The following is a 13,838-nucleotide window of genomic DNA, read 5'->3' as shown; positions in this document are numbered from 1 at the left end:
TTCCTCAACATTCACCGGTCTTAGTAAGCTGGCTGTGCGCTGGCGCTCTTGGGATAATGGCGGTAAATCCAGCCAAACACCACAGGCAATACCAACAGGGTCAGCAAAGTAGTCGTGACCATGCCGCCCACAATCACGAGCGCCAGCGGGCGCTGCGCTTGAGAGCCAATGGCGTGCGACAAGGCGGCGGGCAGCAGGCCCAGGCCAGCCAGCATCGCCGTCATCAACACTGGCCGCAGGCGCATGCTAGCGCCTTCGAGAACCGCCTCTTCCAGCGCATGCTCTCCCTGATTATACAAACTCTTGATATACGAGATCAGAATAACGCCATCCTGGATGGCAATGCCGAACAATGACAGGAAGCCGATACCCGCGGAAATAGAAAGCTCTTCTCCCGCCAGGTAGAGTGCGGCAATGCCGCCTATGGTGGCGAATGGCACGTTGAGCAGCACCAGGCCAGCATCCTTGGCGGAGCCAAATGCCGAATACAGCATGATGAAAATGGCCAGCAGGGTGAGTGGCACGATGACGGCCAGTTTTTTGTGCGCCTCTTTCATCTGGTTAAACTGCCCATCCCATTGCGTACGATAGCCGCGCGGCAGCTCAACTTGCTCAGCCACAAGTTTCTGTGCCTCCGCCGCGGCACTGCCCAGGTCGCGGTCGCGCACGCCGAAGCGAATGGCGATGAAGCGCCGTCCGGATTCACGATAGATGAAAAATGGACCGTCGCTGAGCTCTACTTGCGCCACCATGGAGAGCGGGATGCGCTGCCCATCAGGTGTATCGACGAACAGGCGCTGGACCAGGTCCAGGCGGTTACGCTGACCTTCCGGGAATCTCAAGGCCAAGTCGAAAGTGCGTTCGCCCTCCAGTACCTTGCTGATGGGATTGCCGCCAATCGCGTTGACTACCAGTGTCTGGATATCGTCCACATTGAGGCCGAAGCGCGCGCTGGCTTCGCGGTCGACGCGGATATTCATGGTCGGCTGTCCAAGCTCGCGGAAGATGCCAACATCGCTCATCCCATTGATGCCTTGCAGAATGGTCTGCACTTGCAAGGCCTTTGCATGCAGCACATCTAGATCATCGCCGAAAATTTTGACTGAGTTTTCTCCTTTCACGCCCGACAGGGCCTCGGCCACATTATCCTGAATATATTGAGAAAAGTTGTATTCGATGCCGGGTATTCGCTGCAGGTAGGCCTCCACTCGGCGTATTAGGTCGATACGCGTAATGCCTTTCGGCCACTGCTCAGGCTTTTTCAAGTAGACCCCGAATTCGACGTTGAATACCCCAGTCGCATCGGTGCCATCGTCCGGGCGACCGATCTGTGCCACGACAGTCTTGACTTCAGGTTGTTCTAGCAGGTAGCCGCGCACCTGGGTAGCGAAGCCCGACGAATATTGCAGGTCCACGGTATTAGGCAGGCTGATACGCACCCAGAGATTGTTTTCCTCCAATGTCGGTAAAAAAGTGGTGCCCAGACGGCTGGCGCCAAACATGGCAAGGGAAAAAGCAAGTACCGCCCCCAAGGCTACCAGGCCTGGATTGTGCATCAGCCTGGCCAGTACCGGGCGATAGAGCTTGAGCAGGAGGTTGATCATGCCAGGCCTGTGCTCCAGCTTGTTCGGCTTGAACAGGAAGGAAGCCGCGGAGGGAACGAAAGTCAGGCTCAACACCATGGAGGCGAGCAAGGCGAGACCCATGGTATAGGCCATGGGATGGAAAATCTTGCCTTCCACGCCGCCCATGATGAACAGCGGCGCATAAGCCATGATGATGATCATGGTGGAGAAGATCATCGGGCGTTGCACCTCCGCCGCCGCCGCGACAATGGTCTGGCGCAGGTTGCTGGTGCCGTTTTCCATGCGGCGCATGATGTTCTCGATCACGATCACGGCCGCATCAACGATCAGGCCGAAATCGATCGCGCCCAGCGAAATCAGGTTGGCCGGGATCGCCCATACCATGCCGGCGAAAGAAACGCTGAGCGCCAGAGGAATCACCAGGGCCACAGTCAACGCGGCGCGCAGGCTGCCGAGAAAAATGAACAACACGATCAGTACCAGCGCCATGCCGAACAGCAAGGTGTGGTGCACCGTGCCCATGGTCAAATCCAGCAGTTCCTGCCGGTCATAGAAAGGCTCCAGTTTGATACCTTGCGGCAGGATGCCGCCGCGGTTGATCTCGTCGACCTTGTCGTGGACGCGCGCCAGCATTTCAGACGCATTGCCGCCACGGCGCATCAGTACAATGCCCTCTACCGCATCCGGGTCCTGGTTGTACTGCACCACGCCCAGCCGCGGCGCGAACCCGAACTCCACGCGCGCCACATCGCCCACACGGATCGGCAAGCCGTTGCGCGACACGATCACGATATTGCGTACATCCTGCAGGGTCTTGATCAAGCCGATACCGCGCACCACGTACTGTTGCTCCCCCGCCCTCAGATTGCCGCCGCCGGCATTGGCGTTGGCATTGCTCAATGCCTCAACCAGCTCGTTGAGCGAGATATTGAAGGATTGCAGCTTGCGGATATCTGGCAGCACCTGATATTGCTTGGTCGGTCCACCAAAGCTATTGATGTCTGCAATGCCTGGCACTGTTCTGAGTTGGCGGTAGACTTCCCAGTCCTGCAAGGACTTGAGCAACATGACATCATCACCGCTCTCTGACGTCACGCGGTAGCGTAACACTTCACCCAAGGCATCGGCATCCGGGCTCAATTCACTTTGAACTCCCTCCGGCAACTCGGCGCTATCCAGATGCAGCTGCACGTTCTGCCTAGCGGTAAAGGAGTCGGTCCCTTCCTCGAATTGCAGCGTCACTACCGATAGTCCGAACAACGATACCGAGCGGAAGGTTTTGAGATGCGGCAGGTTGGCAAGGGCCGTTTCCACCGGCACTGTGATCTGTCGCTCAACCTCGTTGGTGCCGCGTCCCTGCCATTGCGTGATGACCTGCACATTGCGTGGTGAAATGTTGGGGTAAGGCTCGATCGGCAGCTTGATAAAACTGATATAGCCCAGCACAAGCAGGCCGAACGACAACCCGAGAATCAGAAGGCGCCGGCGCAATACGCCTGCGATGAACGCGCCGGTCGCCTGCACTAGATGGCTCCTGAAAGCTTCTGGTTGAGCAAGGTAGCCCCACGCACCACTATTTTTTCATTGGCGGACAAGCCTTCCATCACAGCAGCCACCCCTTCACTGTATGGCTTGACGTTGACCTGCCGCCTGCGGTAGTGGCCATCCGGCGTTTCCACGATCAGGAAATCCATCTGTTGCGAGCGCACTACAGCATCCATCGGCACCAGCAAGGCCTGACGTTTGCCAACACTGAGGCCAGCAGTGGCAAACAGATCCGGGCGTAATGTGCCATCATTGACCACCAGGCAGCGGATACGCAACGTATTAGTCTCAACATCCAGTGTAGGGGACAGGATATCGACATGCGCACTGTAGCGTTTGTCCGGCAGCGCCTGCACCTCCAGTTGCAGAGGCTGCCCCTGGCGGATGCGCTGGTAATCCTGTTCATAAACATGCCCGAAGAACCAGAGCGTGGAAGTGTCGGCCAATGACATAAAGCTGTCGCCGAGGTTGATGAAGGCACCAGGGTCGAGGTTGCGTTGTGTCACCACGCCGCTGATCGGGGCACGCAACAGTAGATGCTCATGAATGCGCCTGCTCTGCTCCAGGGCGGCAATATCCTGCTCGGAAGCGCCCATCACCCGCATGCGCTCACGCGCGGACTGTAGGGTCGACTCGGCATCCTGTGCCAGTTCCTGTGTGGCCTTACTGGCCTGCAGGGTGCGCCAGGTATTATGTGCCAGCAGCAATTCATTCTGCGCTGAAATATATTCAGGACTGTAGAGCGCTGCCAATGGCTGCCCCTGCCGGACCTGTGCGCCCTCGAACGCGAAGATGCGGTCCAGCCTGCCGGCGATACGCGCCGATACCAGGTGCGTTTTCTCGGCATTGAACGCCAACCGTCCCATCAATGGCACCACATCCTCTATTTCGCGCTGCTCGGGCAAGGCGCTGACAAAGAAATCTGCAGCGACCTTATCCGCGCTCATCGCATCCTCGTGATGCGCGGGCTGACTGACAGCTTCCGGCTCGGGCAACGGGGTTGAGGTCCACGGCATCAGCCAGCCTCCCAGCCCTACGCCCGATAGAAATACCAATGGCAACAAGAACCGTTTCATGGTGACTCCATTGCTTGTCCTATGGCTGCATCCAGCGCAGCCTTGGCTTGCTGCAACGCACTATCGACCCAGGCAGCTGAAAGCTCGGTATCGCGCAGGTTTTGCTGGGCCAGCAATAGCCCGTTAAAATCCCCGGCGTTGTTTGCGTAGCTGTTCAATGCAAGGCGGTAAGCGGCTTGCGCTTCCGGCAAACGGCGCTGCTGCAAGAGCTCTCTTTCCTTGATAACCTGCTGCAATCGGCTGTAAGCATTGGCAATCTCCAATTGCACCTGCCGCCATGCCAGCTCTACCCCGGCCTGCGCGGAGATCACACCTGCATTGGCCTCGCTGACGCCCGCTTTTTCGCGCTCGAAGAACCAGGTCGGCAGGATCAAATCCACCTCCACGCCATATTCGTTGCCCGCCAGTCCATAAGGCGGATTGTTGCTGTGTTTGGTCAGGATGAGCTGCATATCTGGGTAATAGGCTTTTTTCGCCAGGTCCAGACTTTTTTGCGCCGCTTGCAATCGGTGGGCCGAATCGCGCAAATTTGGATGCAGCTCCCGTGCCCGGCTGGTCAATTCCGCCAGCGGCGGCAGCTCCAATCCCGACCATGTCTCGGCCATGATGGCAAGCGGCTGGGCGGGGTCGCGCCCGATCAGGGCATTCAGCCCCTGCTGGGTTTGCTCGATCAGGCGCTGGGTCTGGTAGATGTTATTTTCAGCGCTGCCGTGCGCCACCTGGGCGTTCATGTACTCCACGAATGCCGCGGCATTGTTGGCATAGCGCACCTTGGCCACCTGCTTGATCTGGCCAAGGCGTTCGATCGTGTTGCGGTTGATGTCGGCCAGTTGCTGCAGGGCGAGCAACTGGTAGTACTGGCGCTTCAATTGCGCCAGCAGGTCGACATACAAGCCGTCGATCTGCGCACCAGCGCTGCCCGCCTCTGCTTCCAGGATGTCAGCGGCCAGGCGCTTCTTGCCCGGGAACGACATGGTTTGCGTCAGGCGGTAACTCATGCCCTGGGAATGATTGATATTGAGCGGGCTACGCGGCAACGGTGTTTGCTCCATGCCAATCATGGGCTGGTCCCATGCCAGCGCCTGGGGAATGCGCGCCTCGATCTGTGCACGCGCCTGCTCGGCCTGCACGAACTGCGGGTTGCGCGCACGCAACTCCTGCGCCAGCTGGCGCAGGGTCAATGGCTCAGGCTCTTCCGCCTGCAACGGGGTGGCACCCCATCCCGACGATACCAGCACAGCCATGCACAGCAAACGGCCCCATCTTTTCTGCATGATGGCCAGATTGTAGGCAGGCGGTCCATACACCAACCTTAACCCTGGCTGACAATAATCTGACGACGATGATTTAGCGGCGTATTGCACACTCCGGCAAACTGCCGGCAGACATCTGAAAAGTTTGCGATGGTCAGGCAATAGGCAAGACGACATCATGATTGGCAACAGGCCATAGCATGAACTGGGCGGAATGACGGGCATGATGCATGCAGCCCTGGCGGCACTCTCGCGAGATCCTCGACTACCTGTTCAAGTGCAACCGGCTATTGACCTTGCCGACCGGAGCCTGGATTCCTTCACCCGCATTGATAGACTGTTGCTGACAGTAATCCAGCGAAGGCCCTACTACCTTGCAAGACCACGCGCTGGCATGAAGGCCTTCAACCGCTGAAGCTGCTTGCCCGACGCATCAATATTGTCCGGTGACAACCATTGCCGGTATGCCTGCGACAGCCTCGGCCACTCGCTGTCGATCATTGAAAACCAGGCCGTATCCCGGTTGCGCCCCTTGTACACGACCGCCTGGCGAAAAATGCCTTCGAATTGAAAGCCCAGCCGCAACGCGGCAGCCCGAGAAGGCGCATTCAGGCTGTCGCACTTCCATTCATAGCGCCGGTAGCCAAGGGTATCGAATACATATTGCATCAGCAGGAACTGAGCCTCGGTCGCCGCCGTGGATTTCTGCAGGGCGGGCGAATAACCAACCTCCGCCGAGCCTGCCGCAGGCGCGATCCGCATCAGTGCGAGCATGCCCAGTGCATGATGAGTGACAGAATCGACAATCGCGTAATGCAGCGGATCTGCCGATGCTTGCAACGACGAGACATATGCATGGAAATCGTCCAGGCTCTCCGGCCGTTCCAAGGGAATATACGTCCAGTCCCGGCTATCAGGTGCCTGATGGTATGCGGCAAACAGGCTTGCCACATGGCGATCTGCGATGGGTTCCAGCCGACAGTAGCGGCCTTGCAAGGTGACACGGGATGGAAGCGGACGCGGCGTCCAGTCGGGCAAGGCCTCCCCGACAGGCTGCCCATATTCATTCGTGCGATAGCTCATGTCGTCAAGACAACTGGCCCAGCCACTGCGCGATCACTTTCTCGAGCTTGGGTGCAAGCTGCGGCGCCAGTACCTGCCCCTGCTTGCGCAACTCGGGTATCGACAATCCGCCCAGCTCGCCGATATGCCCGACATACCAGCGCTCCAGCCCTGCCGCCGTCACCTCGATATGGAATTGCAAAGCCAAGCCGTGCTTGCCGTAAGCAAATGCCTGATTGGCATACAGCGCTGATGACGCCAATCGGACCGCGCCTTGCGGCAGGTCGAAGGTATCGCCATGCCAATGCAGCACTGGTTGCTCCTCCCCCAATGCGGTCAAGGGAGATTGCCGGCCTTCCGCAGTCAGACTCAATGGGCTCCAGCCTATCTCCTTGCCTGATTCTCCAGCATACACTTTGGCATTCAGCGCCAACGCCATGATTTGCGCGCCCAGGCATATGCCCAATGTCGGCTGCCCATGTTGCAAGCGGGCTTGAGCCAGGTCGATCACCGCTTGCAGAAAGGGGAATTCCACGGTCTGGTAGACGCCGATGGGCCCACCCAATATCACCAACAAATCAGCATCACCTGCCTGTTTGAGTGCCTTATCCGTGGCATTGGGCGTATCGACGTAATGCACTTCATAGCCTGCGCGAGTGAGTAAAGGTGCAATTCCATCAAGGTCCTCGAATGCAATGTGGCGCAGGGCGACAGCGGTTTTCATGACATGTTCCTGATTATCGTGGTCAAAAGTGAAGCAAGCTGCATTTAACAACAAACACAACTTGGAAGATAGGTTGAGACGATAGATTAGCCACTAGCCTGCCGCGCGAAAAGTCAGGTTGATGCGCACATCGCCCGTCAAGGGATGCTCGCCCGGCTTGAGCGGCAGGATACCATGGTAACGCAAGCGGGCCTGGCCACCCCAGACCACGACATCGCCATGATTGAGCTCGGTACGCAACACCGGATCGCTCCGCCGCAGGCCACCAAACAGGAAGGTAGCCGCCAGCCCTAGGGAAACCGATACGATAGGCTGCGAGAAATCCTGCTCGTCCTTGTCCTGGTGCAGGCTGAGCTTGGCACCGGTCTGGTAGCGGTTGATCAGGCAGGCATCCGGCACGAACCGGGCGAACCCGACAGTAGCGGCGGCGGATTGGGCCAGCGCAGCAAAGGATGGCGGCATCGCCGGCCATACCTTGCCGGATAAGGGATCATGGGTGGTATACCGGTACCCAGCACGGTCCGACACCCAGCCCAATCGACCGCAGTTACACATGGCAACCGACATGGCTAAGCCGCCCGGCGTCTGCATATGCCGCCATGGCGCTTGGGCCAATACGGTTTGCAAGTCATGCAGGAGCTGTTGATCCTGCTCGCTGGCAAAGCCACGTAAGATATAGGCACCGGGGACCAACGCTGCCGGGGTCGATGCCTCGCTGAACAAGTCACCGTGCATAGCACTCGTTGGCTTATCCCCTGAATTCATTGGCGTCATTGACTCACCCCCGAGCAGCCTTCTTTTCATGGCATAACATGCCATCAGTCTAGCAAACCTCAACAGGTGCAGGTTTGGTGATTCTTGTGATTGAATTTATCTCCATCTGGCTGACGAAACGCGTATGCTGCCATTCTCCCCGAAAACTTGAGAACACCGGATATTCCATGCCATCCCCTTCAGAAGCCAGCCAGTTCTTGGCATCGCTTGATGCTGACTGGGCCAGGCTGGTAACAATGATAGGCCCAGGCCTGACACCGCTCCCGACACCCAGGAGCCATACGAGGCGCTGGTCAGGGCGGTAGCCTACCAGCAACTGCATGGCAAGGCTGCCGCCGCGATCCTCGGCAGACTACTGGAGTTGCACGGCGGACAGTTCCCCGCGCCTGCCGCATTACTGGCCACCGATGTCGCGCAACTGCGCGCGTGCGGGTTTTCCGGCCGCAAGATCACATACATTACCGGCCTTGCCCAGGCGGCGCTCGCCGGGAACATCCCCGACCATGCAACTGCGCTGGCGATGGAGGACGAGGCGTTGATTACCCAGCTCACCGCATTGCCGGGAATCGGGCGCTGGACGGTGGAAATGATGCTCATGCACACCTTGAGGCGTGCCGATATCCTGCCCGTTGACGACCTAGGTGTACGCGAGGGATTCCGCCGACTGAAGGGGCTGAGCACGGCGCCCACCCCTCGCCTCCTGCGGGACATCGGATTGGCGTGGAGCCCCCACCGCAGCAGCGCCGCCTGGTATTTGTGGCACGTGCCCCGAGACTATCTCCCACCTTAGCCATTATCTTCTTATATCAAAGGAGCTATAGGTGCCGCTGTGCCGAATTGACGCTAGGTACCTGGCGTAACAAAGCCAGTAACCTCGCCAACTGCTCCAGGTCTGCAATCTCAATGGAAAAACTCATCCTGGCCTGGTTATTGCGACTCTGCGTCCTGACCTGCGTGACATTCACGCGCTCGCGCGCAAATAGGTCGCTGATGTCGCGCAGCAAGCCCTGGCGGTCATAGGCCTCGATGTCGATGTCCACGCCGGCAAGCTTTTCCTGGCGATTGCCCCATTGGGTTGCCAGCAGCCGGTCATGTTTTTCCTCGGGCAAGCGCTTGATGAAGGGGCAGGCCTGGCGATGGATGGTCACGCCCCGCCCCCGCGTCACGTAGCCGATGATCGCATCCGGCGGTGCAGGTTTGCAGCACTTCGCCATATAAGTCATCAGGTTGCCGACCCCTTCTACCAAGACGCCTGAAGAGTCAGTATCGCCTCCCGACTTGAGCAGGAACGGCACGTCCTGCTCAGGCTTGGCCGGCAATTCGCTTTGCACGGCCTGGGTGATCTGGTGCTCGCCGATTTCTCCGCGGCCGATCGCGGCCAGCAACTCTTCCAGTTTGGGGTAATGCAGTTTCTGGGCAATTTTTTCCAGGTTGACGTCAACCGCGCCCAAGCGGTGCAACTCCTTGTCCAGCCGTAGACGACCCTGGGCAACATCCTCTTCGAAGTTTTGGTAGCGGAACCAATGCCGTACCTTGGCGCGAGCGCGCGAGCTTTGCAGGTAGCCAAGGTTGGGGTTCAGCCAGTCCCTGCTTGGCCCCCCTTGTTTTGCCGCGAGAATTTCAACGCGCTGGCCATTTTGCAATTTGTAGTTGAGCGGCACAATGCTGCCGTCCACCTTGGCGCCGCGGGTTCGATGCCCAAGATCAGTATGCACGATGTAGGCGAAGTCCACCGGCGTCGCACCCCGCGGCAGGTCCACGACTTTTCCTTGCGGAGTCAGCACGTAGACCTTGTCCTGGAACATTTCATTCCTGAAATGGCCTGCATTCCCGCCGTCATCGGATACCTCCTGCCTCCACTCGAGGATTTGCCGCAACCAGACGATTTTGTCATCGAACTTGCTGTCGGCCCTGCCGCCCTCTTTGTATCGCCAGTGTGCAGCCACGCCCAGCTCGGAGTGATAGTGCATTTCATGAGTGCGGATCTGGATTTCCAGCGGCAGGTTACGCGGACCGATCACGACCGTATGCAGGGAACGATAATTGTTGCTCTTGGGACGTGCGATGTAGTCATCGAACTCCTTGGGGATAGGCTGCCAAAGATTGTGGATCAGCCCGAGCACTGCATAGCAATCCTTGACATCGTCCACGAGAATGCGCACTGCGCGCACGTCGTATAACTCGTTGAAGGAAAGCTGCTTGCGGCGCATCTTGTTGACAATGCTGTAAATATGCTTGGGGCGGCCCATCATGTCAGCCTGAATGCCTGCAGACTGCAATTGCTGCTGCAATATCTCCAATACTTCCTTGATATATTGCTCACGGCCGACACGCTTCTCGGCCAGCAGCTTGGCGATTTCCTTATAGAGTTTGGGCTCGAGAAAGCGCAGCGAGAGGTCTTCCAGCTCCCACTTGATATGCCAGACACCAAGACGATTCGCCAGGGGCGCATAAATCGTCTTCGCCTCCTCAGCGATGCGCAGCTGCTCATCCTCGGGCGCTCCCGCCAGACTGCGCAGGGTTTCCACCCTGTCTGCCAGCTTGATCAGCACCACGCGGATATCCTCCACCATGGCAAGCAGCATTTTACGCATGCTCTCGACCTGTGCCTGCTGGGCCTCGCTGTCCTTCTTGCGATCCTTGGTGCGGCCGATGTCCGGACGGCTGAAGCTCTGGATCTGCTCCATACGCGCGAAGCCCTCAACCAAGGCCACTATCTGCGGCGAGAACGCCTGTTGCAGCTTTTCTTTCCATCCAGGCAGATATTCCGGGCAGGCATGAAGCACCGTGGCGGCAATCGTTTCCGCATCCATGCTCATCCCGACCAGGATGGAGGCCACTCCCAACACATGGTGCAAGACAGGCACCGTCGTGATTTCGAGGCTGCCGGCATAGCACGGCGCGGCAAAATCCACGCTGTGGCGAATGAGCGCAACCTCTTCCGTAGAGAATTGCCCTTCCAGGGATGCAAGCCAGGCCCCAACATCCAGCGCTCCTTGCGCGCTGGCCTGAGAAAGGAGATCAGGAACAAACACCATGATGCATTATGTCATCAAATTGAGACCACTGTATTCAACACTGCCCTTTTACAACTGTTTTTCCATAGAGTTCCCGTCCTGCTGAACATGCCCTCGGTGTTGCCCAAAATATGGTCAGTCCGGGCTTGTACTGCCTCGACAAGCACTTAGGCCAGCCATCCTGATATCTCCCACAACCTTATCCACAGAACATGTGCATGAAACATTGCATCCTGGTCTGGTGGGCACTTTTTGCGACTGTCGCGGTCTACTCCCATTCGCAACACTCAATAAATGAATAACCCATATGAGGAAAGCCAACATGATGAAACGTACTCTTGCCGCGCTGACCATGATCGGTGCTTTTTCCGCACAAGCATATGCCGCTGAAGACGTATCCAAGCTCAACCCCCAACCCGGCCAATGGAGCACAGTGATTGCGATTTTCGACCATCTGGAAAACAACTACCTACTCAAGACTTCCGTGCACGATGATATCGAAGCATGCTCTGCCCGCCTGCAAAACACTGCAGAACAGATCAAGAAGGCCGGAAACGTCGTCTATACGGCCCCACGGAATACCAAGGTAAGCTTTACCAAGGAAGAAGGGGTTGAAAACGAAGCTAAGGTGCTGGAGATCCGTTGCGTACTGGAGCCATTCCGCCCTGAGCGGGTCTAGACAACAACATGATTTGAGCAAGAATGGCGCCCTTTGCGGCGCCATTTTGATAGATGGCGTTAGTTTTTCTGACAGCGGTTTCGGATAATCACGGAATCCTTCCCACAGGTTGCGCGCCACATACTGTGAGTTCGTCAATTCCACTGCACTCAGCCATGCATAAAGTCATTATCTTCACCATCGCCGCCATCCTCATCGCGATACTGGCTTACTGGATCGTGGAAATCGTTGAGTTGTCAGGAGCCGCTTGATCCTTACCTTCGTGACTTACCAAGATGGCAATCCCGGAGTAGAGTAACGCTACCTTTAACTCTCGAGGAAGCTTGCCATGTCCTTACGCCCCATTGAAACCGCCATCGCCTCCCTGACAATGTTAATGCTGCAAGGCTGCGCCCATGCCGGAAAGCTCGATGAGAAAGTTCCGTACCCCCAGCCCGCAGATGGCTATCAGCGGAACGTCATTCATCTGCCCATGTTAGCTGATGAGGAAAACACCAAACTGGAGCTACAGGTCGGCAAAACCATGCAGGTCGACTGCAACCACCACAGCTTTGGCGCAACAGTGGTTGAACACACAGTGAAAGGCTGGGGATATCCATATTATGAGGTGAATAGTATCGGCGGCCCGATCTCCACCCGCATGGCCTGCCCATCCGGGACCGAAACCTCCAAGTTTGTTGCCGCTCATGGCAACGGTTTTGTGGTGCGCTACAACAGTAAACTGCCCGTGGTCGTCTACATTCCCCAGGGATTTGAATTGAGATACCGCACTTGGCAACCGGTACAGGAATTTCAGACCGTACCGCAAGACTGATTGGCTCTCAATCGTCTGCGCAAGCCGACATGTAACATTCCGTTACTTCAAGACGACAGCTGTAACAATTTGTTTCAATCCTCATCAAAACCCCGCCAGCCATCACAAAAAATGTCCTTATTTGGTGTGGGCCTAAGGCGTTTAATCGTATAAAATATAGGGCTGGTAGGGGGATCAGCCCACTCATCGGGAGCGGTTATCATGCATGTAGTCATTCCTCCCTTTTCATGATTACTTACTTGAGTTGCATTCTCGAAGGTGGCAATGGATGACCAGCCTGAAGTGTCGCCTACAGGCAACACTTCAAAATGTCGGTGGCTTACCAGCCGATGATAGGTATTCCTGGGTGGCAGGCAACAATGTCGTCCAGGGGTGTATGGCAATGGTTTTATACGTCTTTTATAGTTGAGATGCTGAAATGATAAAAAAGCGATATCCCAGACTTTTCAGTCTATTGTCTTCTCTAGGTGTCACGTTGTTGCTGAGTGGTTGCGACTTTGTGCTGTTCGACCCCAAGGGCCAGGTAGGAGTTGAAGAAAAATCCCTGATCATCACCGCGATATTACTGATGCTGATTGTCGTGGTTCCAGTCATCATCATGACAATCGTATTCGCTTGGCGCTATCGCGCTTCCAACACCCAAGCTACCTACACCCCAGACTGGGCGCACTCCAATAAGATTGAAGTTGTTGTCTGGACCGTTCCCATCCTCATCATCCTGGTTCTAGGCACGATCACCTGGAAAACCACTCACTCCTTAGACCCGCGCCAACCGATTGATTCAGAACACCCCCACATGACGGTCCAAGTCGTATCGCTGGACTGGAAATGGCTGTTCATCTATCCGGAACAAGGCATTGCGACCGTAAATGAGTTGGCATTCCCTGCCAATGTCCCGGTGCGTTTCGAAGTCACCTCGGGCTCTGTCATGAACTCGTTTTTCATCCCACAGCTAGGCAGCCAAATCTATGCCATGGCTGGTATGAAAAATACCTTGCACCTGATCGCCAATGAAGAGGGCGTCTACCGCGGACTTTCCGCCAATTACAGTGGCCACGGCTTCTCCGGCATGAAATTCAATGCCAATGTCACTTCCCAGGAAAAGTTCGATGAATGGGTGCAGCAAGTGAAGCAATCCAGCACTGCGCTTGACCTTGATAGGTACGCTGCACTGGAGAAAGCCTCATACAACAATCCGATTGAGCGTTTCTCTACCGTCACGCCCGATCTCTATGACAGCATTGTCGCGAAATACACCCATTCCACTGGTTCGAATACGCGCTCACTTTCGGAGGGCAAGGAGTAAAA

At 56.7% G+C, this 13,838-nt stretch carries 12 protein-coding genes; 4 read left to right on the top strand and 8 right to left on the bottom strand.

Annotated features, from left to right (window positions below; translation table 11 throughout):
* Positions 1-20: 20 nt before the first annotated feature.
* From MFLA_RS06680 to MFLA_RS14860, 7 genes are all read right to left on the bottom strand, one after another.
* Positions 21-3,110, bottom strand: a complete 3,090-nt coding sequence (locus MFLA_RS06680) for an efflux RND transporter permease subunit (RefSeq protein WP_011479528.1) — start codon at positions 3,108-3,110, stop codon at positions 21-23.
* The gene (locus MFLA_RS06675) at positions 3,110-4,207 is read right to left on the bottom strand and encodes an efflux RND transporter periplasmic adaptor subunit (RefSeq protein WP_011479527.1); all 1,098 of its coding nucleotides are present in this window, start codon (positions 4,205-4,207) and stop codon (positions 3,110-3,112) included. The genes MFLA_RS06680 and MFLA_RS06675 overlap by 1 nt, the downstream gene beginning before the upstream one ends.
* Positions 4,204-5,481, bottom strand: coding sequence for a TolC family protein (locus MFLA_RS06670; RefSeq protein ID WP_195742108.1), 1,278 nt, complete (start codon positions 5,479-5,481; stop codon positions 4,204-4,206). The genes MFLA_RS06675 and MFLA_RS06670 overlap by 4 nt, the downstream gene beginning before the upstream one ends.
* 348 nt (positions 5,482-5,829) lie before the next feature.
* On the bottom strand, positions 5,830-6,543 hold the full coding sequence (locus tag MFLA_RS06665) for a GNAT family N-acetyltransferase (protein WP_011479525.1): 714 nt from the start codon (positions 6,541-6,543) through the stop codon (positions 5,830-5,832).
* A 4-nt stretch (positions 6,544-6,547) separates the two neighbouring features.
* Entirely contained in the window at positions 6,548-7,246 is a 699-nt protein-coding gene (locus MFLA_RS06660) for a glutamine amidotransferase (protein WP_011479524.1), read from the bottom strand.
* A 93-nt stretch (positions 7,247-7,339) separates the two neighbouring features.
* Positions 7,340-8,020, bottom strand: coding sequence for a DNA oxidative demethylase AlkB (alkB, locus tag MFLA_RS06655; protein ID WP_407635287.1), 681 nt, complete (start codon positions 8,018-8,020; stop codon positions 7,340-7,342).
* Between the two features lie 49 nt (positions 8,021-8,069).
* Positions 8,070-8,342: a hypothetical protein gene (locus MFLA_RS14860; RefSeq protein ID WP_011479522.1), complete on the bottom strand. Its 273-nt coding sequence runs from the start codon at positions 8,340-8,342 to the stop codon at positions 8,070-8,072.
* Here MFLA_RS14860 and MFLA_RS06650 point away from each other — a divergent pair.
* Positions 8,238-8,810 carry a DNA-3-methyladenine glycosylase family protein gene (locus tag MFLA_RS06650; RefSeq protein WP_324286810.1) on the top strand — a complete coding sequence of 191 codons (573 nt, stop codon included), beginning with the start codon at positions 8,238-8,240 and terminating at the stop codon, positions 8,808-8,810. The two genes, MFLA_RS14860 and MFLA_RS06650, sit on opposite strands and share 105 nt — an antisense overlap.
* A 25-nt stretch (positions 8,811-8,835) precedes the next feature.
* On the opposite strand, the gene MFLA_RS06645 is transcribed toward MFLA_RS06650, so the two are convergent.
* Entirely contained in the window at positions 8,836-11,058 is a 2,223-nt protein-coding gene (locus tag MFLA_RS06645) for a RelA/SpoT family protein (protein ID WP_011479520.1), read from the bottom strand.
* Positions 11,059-11,359: 301 nt separating this feature from the next.
* Here MFLA_RS06645 and MFLA_RS06640 point away from each other — a divergent pair, with 301 nt between their 5' ends.
* From MFLA_RS06640 to cyoA, 3 genes are all read left to right on the top strand, one after another.
* On the top strand, positions 11,360-11,716 hold the full coding sequence (locus MFLA_RS06640; RefSeq protein ID WP_011479519.1) for a hypothetical protein: 357 nt from the start codon (positions 11,360-11,362) through the stop codon (positions 11,714-11,716).
* Between the two features lie 328 nt (positions 11,717-12,044).
* On the top strand, positions 12,045-12,530 hold the full coding sequence (eco, locus tag MFLA_RS06635; protein WP_011479518.1) for a serine protease inhibitor ecotin: 486 nt from the start codon (positions 12,045-12,047) through the stop codon (positions 12,528-12,530).
* Positions 12,531-12,948: 418 nt separating this feature from the next.
* Entirely contained in the window at positions 12,949-13,836 is an 888-nt protein-coding gene (gene cyoA, locus MFLA_RS06630) for a ubiquinol oxidase subunit II (protein ID WP_011479517.1), read from the top strand.
* Positions 13,837-13,838: the final 2 nt, after the last annotated feature.

The organism is Methylobacillus flagellatus KT (assembly GCF_000013705.1).
In the GTDB taxonomy this organism is placed as follows: domain Bacteria; phylum Pseudomonadota; class Gammaproteobacteria; order Burkholderiales; family Methylophilaceae; genus Methylobacillus; species Methylobacillus flagellatus.
This window is presented reverse-complemented; position numbering and strand designations above follow the sequence as displayed.

Excerpts from the sequence above, each read along its gene's own strand:
- MFLA_RS06675 (WP_011479527.1), bottom strand. The coding sequence starts at position 4,207 with ATGAAACGGTTCTTGTTGCCATTGGTATTTCTATCGGGCGTAGGGCTG.
- MFLA_RS06670 (WP_195742108.1), bottom strand. The coding sequence starts at position 5,481 with ATGCAGAAAAGATGGGGCCGTTTGCTGTGCATGGCTGTGCTGGTATCG.
- MFLA_RS06665 (WP_011479525.1), bottom strand. The coding sequence starts at position 6,543 with ATGAGCTATCGCACGAATGAATATGGGCAGCCTGTCGGGGAGGCCTTG.
- MFLA_RS06660 (WP_011479524.1), bottom strand. The coding sequence starts at position 7,246 with ATGAAAACCGCTGTCGCCCTGCGCCACATTGCATTCGAGGACCTTGAT.
- alkB (WP_407635287.1), bottom strand. The coding sequence starts at position 8,020 with ATGACGCCAATGAATTCAGGGGATAAGCCAACGAGTGCTATGCACGGT.
- MFLA_RS14860 (WP_011479522.1), bottom strand. The coding sequence starts at position 8,342 with ATGCAGTTGCTGGTAGGCTACCGCCCTGACCAGCGCCTCGTATGGCTC.
- MFLA_RS06645 (WP_011479520.1), bottom strand. The coding sequence starts at position 11,058 with ATGGTGTTTGTTCCTGATCTCCTTTCTCAGGCCAGCGCGCAAGGAGCG.
- MFLA_RS06640 (WP_011479519.1), top strand. The coding sequence starts at position 11,360 with ATGATGAAACGTACTCTTGCCGCGCTGACCATGATCGGTGCTTTTTCC.
- eco (WP_011479518.1), top strand. The coding sequence starts at position 12,045 with ATGTCCTTACGCCCCATTGAAACCGCCATCGCCTCCCTGACAATGTTA.
- cyoA (WP_011479517.1), top strand. The coding sequence starts at position 12,949 with ATGATAAAAAAGCGATATCCCAGACTTTTCAGTCTATTGTCTTCTCTA.